We start from the raw sequence: 3,222 nt of genomic DNA, 5'->3' as shown, positions 1-3,222 counted from the left end.
ACCTTGGCTTTGTTGATGGCTTTGTGAAAATTTGGCTAATCGCTTATGTAAAAGCCTTTGTAGTGGCGTATCCTGTGCTTTTGCTAGTTTCGCCGTCTGTTGCAAAGATCGCGCAAAATTTATGTAAAAAAGAGGGGTAAATTTGAAGTGTGGCTAGAGAGCCTAGCCACGTGAAGGTTTATTTTAAAAGACCTTGTTTTTTCATTTGTTCCATTACTTGAGCAAACATCTCTTTAGCTTGTTTGCAAGTGGCCTCTTGCTGCTCCTTAGGAAGTGCGCTGATCTGATCCATAGACTGCTTTTTTTGATCCTCATACATCTTGACCTGCTGCTCTTGACCCGCTTGTTTGTAGGTATCAACCATCTTATCAAGATCTGCGAAGTACTCTTTGCAGCTATCTGAAAGATCTGCGGCGCTAAGACTTAGCGCAAAGCCAAAACTAGCCAAAACTAAAAGTGATTTTTTCATTTTTCTCTCCTTGTAAAAAATCAGCGAAAGTATATCATTTCGCTTAGTAAATTTGCCTTAAATTTTAATCAAATACGGCTGTTTTTTTAAATTTATAGCGCTTTTGAAATTTTAAAATTTTACTCTCGCCGCGACGCTTACGTTTTTTAAAATTTAACTTGCCTTTAAATTTTAAAATTTTGGCTCGCGGTTTCGCAACTGCCGCCGGTGCTTTTTAAAATTTCGCCCTCGCCGCCTCTTGGGGCTGCAGCGCAAAATCACTTCTCATCAAATCTGATCTGCACTGATTTTTTGTGTGCGCCGAGCCCCTCTGCGTCCGCTAGCGCCATGCACGCGCCTCCTAGCTCGTCTATGGCGCGTTTATTTATCGCTATGATCGAGCTTCGTTTGATGAAGTTATAAACCCCCAGAGGCGAGAAAAATCGCGCGCTTCCGCCGGTCGGCAGCGTGTGGTTAGGGCCTGCGAGGTAATCGCCCATCGCTTCGGGCGTATAGTGACCCAAAAATATCGCGCCTGCGTGACGTATGCGCGGAAGCAGCTCGTAGGCGTTTTCGGTCGCGATTTCTAGGTGCTCGACCGCAAGCTTGTTCATCAACCCCACGCACTCGTTCATATCGCGTGCGATGATGATCGCGCCCTTATTTTGGATGCTGGCGCGAGCGATCGGCTCACGTGCGAGCGTAGGCAGCTCGCGCTCGATATGCTCTGCGACGGCAAGAGCGAATTTTTCATCGTCGCTTATCAAAAAGCTGCTCGCGATCTCGTCGTGCTCGGCTTGGCTGAGCAGATCCACAGCGATGTTGCGCGGATTTGCCGCGGCGTTTGCGATGATGCCCACTTCGCTAGGACCCGCGATCATATCGATATTTACGTCGCCGAACACGAGCTTTTTAGCGGTTGCGACGAAGATATTCCCGGGGCCCGTGATGATATCGACCTTGCCGATCGTGCGCGTGCCGTATGCCATCGCCGCGATCGCGCTGGCGCCGCCCACTTTGTAGGCCTTTTTGATCCCTAGCACATGCATCGCCGCAAGCAGTAGCTCGTTTACGACGCCGCCCACGGCGGGGGTGCAGACGCTGATATCCTCCACGCCCGCGACGATTGCTGGGATCGCGTTCATCAGAAGCGAGCTCGGATACGCCGCCTTGCCGCCCGGGATATACAGCCCCGCGCGATCTACCGGCGTGATCTTTTGCCCAAGCATCGCGCCGCTTGGATCGAAGCTAAACCAGCTTCTCTCAAGCTGTTTTTCATGATAAGCGTAGATGCGCTCGTATGCGACCTGTAGCGCGTTTTTTAACTCTGCGGTTAAGCCTTCATACGCGCGGCTCATCTGCTCTTGCGTGATAGCCAGATCGCCCTGCACGCGCCATCTGTCAAATTTCTCGATCTGTTCGGCTAGCGCCTCATCGCCGCGCGCTCTGATCTCCTCGATGATGCCGCTTACGACGGGCATTACCGATCTCATATCCGTCTCGCCGCGGCGCACCAGCCTTGCAAACTCCTCTTTGAAATTTGCGTTCGTGCTTTTTAAAATTTTCATTTTTGCTCCTTGTAATGCTTGGAATTTTAACGCTTTTTGCTAAATTTCGCCTTTAAGCTTGCGGCTATGTAAATTTACAGCTCGCCGATTTTCAAAAGATTAAGCGAAAATGAAATAAAATAGCCGAAATTTTAAACGGAGCGATGTATGAAAAAGATATTTTTAGCGCTGATCGCTACGGCGGCTTTATCGCTAGCAGAAGCCACGGCTTTGCCATCGGCGGAACAAGAAGATCCCGGTATAAGCAGATTACAAAGCGAATGCGATAGCAACAATACCTTAGCATGCGTGAATCTCGCCATGGCATACTATTCTGGCGATGGCGTGAAGCAGGATTATGAAAAAGCAAGGGAGCTAAATTTTAAAGCCTGTAGTTTGGGCGACGGCTGGGGTTGCACCACCTTGGGGGCGTCATACGAATACGGCAAGGGCGTAGAACAAGATTATAAAAAAGCGACCGAACTATATTCTAAGGCCTGCGACTTAAAAAATAGCATAGCTTGCGGCAATCTGGGTGTTTTATACTACTCAGGCAAAGGAGTAAAGCAAGATTACAAAAAAGCAACCGAACTGCTTTCCAAGGCTTGCGATTTGCAAGAAGGTGACGGATGCTACAATCTCGGGCTTTTATATGCCTCGGGTGAAGGCGTAAAGCAGGATTATAAAAAAGCGAGCGAGCTATATTCTAAAGCTTGCGATTTAAAACATGGCGAAAGCTGCCATAATCTTGGAATTTTATATGAAAAAGGGGAAGGCGTAAAACAAAGCTACCAAAAAGCGGATCAATTCTATTCTAAAGCTTGCGATTTAGAAGTTGCCGAAGGATGTTACAATCTTGGAGCTTCATACTATTTAGGCAATCATACAAAGCAGGACTATAAGAAAGCAAATGAATTGTTTTCTAGGACTTGTGATTTAGGATATAGCATAGGATGCTATGCTCTAGGGTTTTGGTATGCCTCAGGCGAAGGCATAGAACAAGACTTTGAAAAAGCAATAAATTTATATTCTAGAGCTTGCGATTTGGGGCATAACACAGGATGCTATAATCTAGGAGTTTTGTATAGTTCCAGCGAAGGTGTAAAGCGGGACTATAAGAAAGCGAGCGAACTATATTCCAAAGCTTGCAATTTAGGAATGGCCAAAGGATGCTACAATATGGGTGTTTTATATAATTTAGGTAAGGGTGTGAATCAAGATTATAAA

At 46.8% G+C, this 3,222-nt stretch carries 4 protein-coding genes; 2 read left to right on the top strand and 2 right to left on the bottom strand.

Annotation, left to right across the window (positions count from 1 at the left end):
* A partial coding sequence (locus Q0620_RS01085; protein WP_298782852.1) for a DUF2798 domain-containing protein occupies positions 1-140 on the top strand: 140 nt, incomplete at its 5' end.
* A 38-nt stretch (positions 141-178) separates the two neighbouring features.
* On the opposite strand, the gene Q0620_RS01080 is transcribed toward Q0620_RS01085, so the two are convergent.
* Together Q0620_RS01080 and hisD are read right to left on the bottom strand one after the other, a co-directional pair.
* Entirely contained in the window at positions 179-469 is a 291-nt protein-coding gene (locus Q0620_RS01080; RefSeq protein WP_298782851.1) for a DUF5339 domain-containing protein, read from the bottom strand.
* Positions 470-726: 257 nt separating this feature from the next.
* Complete coding sequence (gene hisD, locus Q0620_RS01075; protein ID WP_298782850.1) at positions 727-2,016, bottom strand: histidinol dehydrogenase; 1,290 nt, start codon at positions 2,014-2,016, stop codon at positions 727-729.
* Positions 2,017-2,163: 147 nt separating this feature from the next.
* Here hisD and Q0620_RS01070 point away from each other — a divergent pair.
* Positions 2,164-3,222, top strand: a 1,059-nt coding sequence (locus tag Q0620_RS01070; RefSeq protein ID WP_298782849.1) for an SEL1-like repeat protein, incomplete at its 3' end; no start/stop codon positions are given.

It is taken from the genome of uncultured Campylobacter sp. (genome assembly GCF_938017615.1).
Taxonomy (GTDB): domain Bacteria; phylum Campylobacterota; class Campylobacteria; order Campylobacterales; family Campylobacteraceae; genus Campylobacter_B.
The sequence above is the reverse complement of the archived record's forward strand: the minus strand, read 5'-3'. Positions and strand labels throughout refer to the sequence as shown.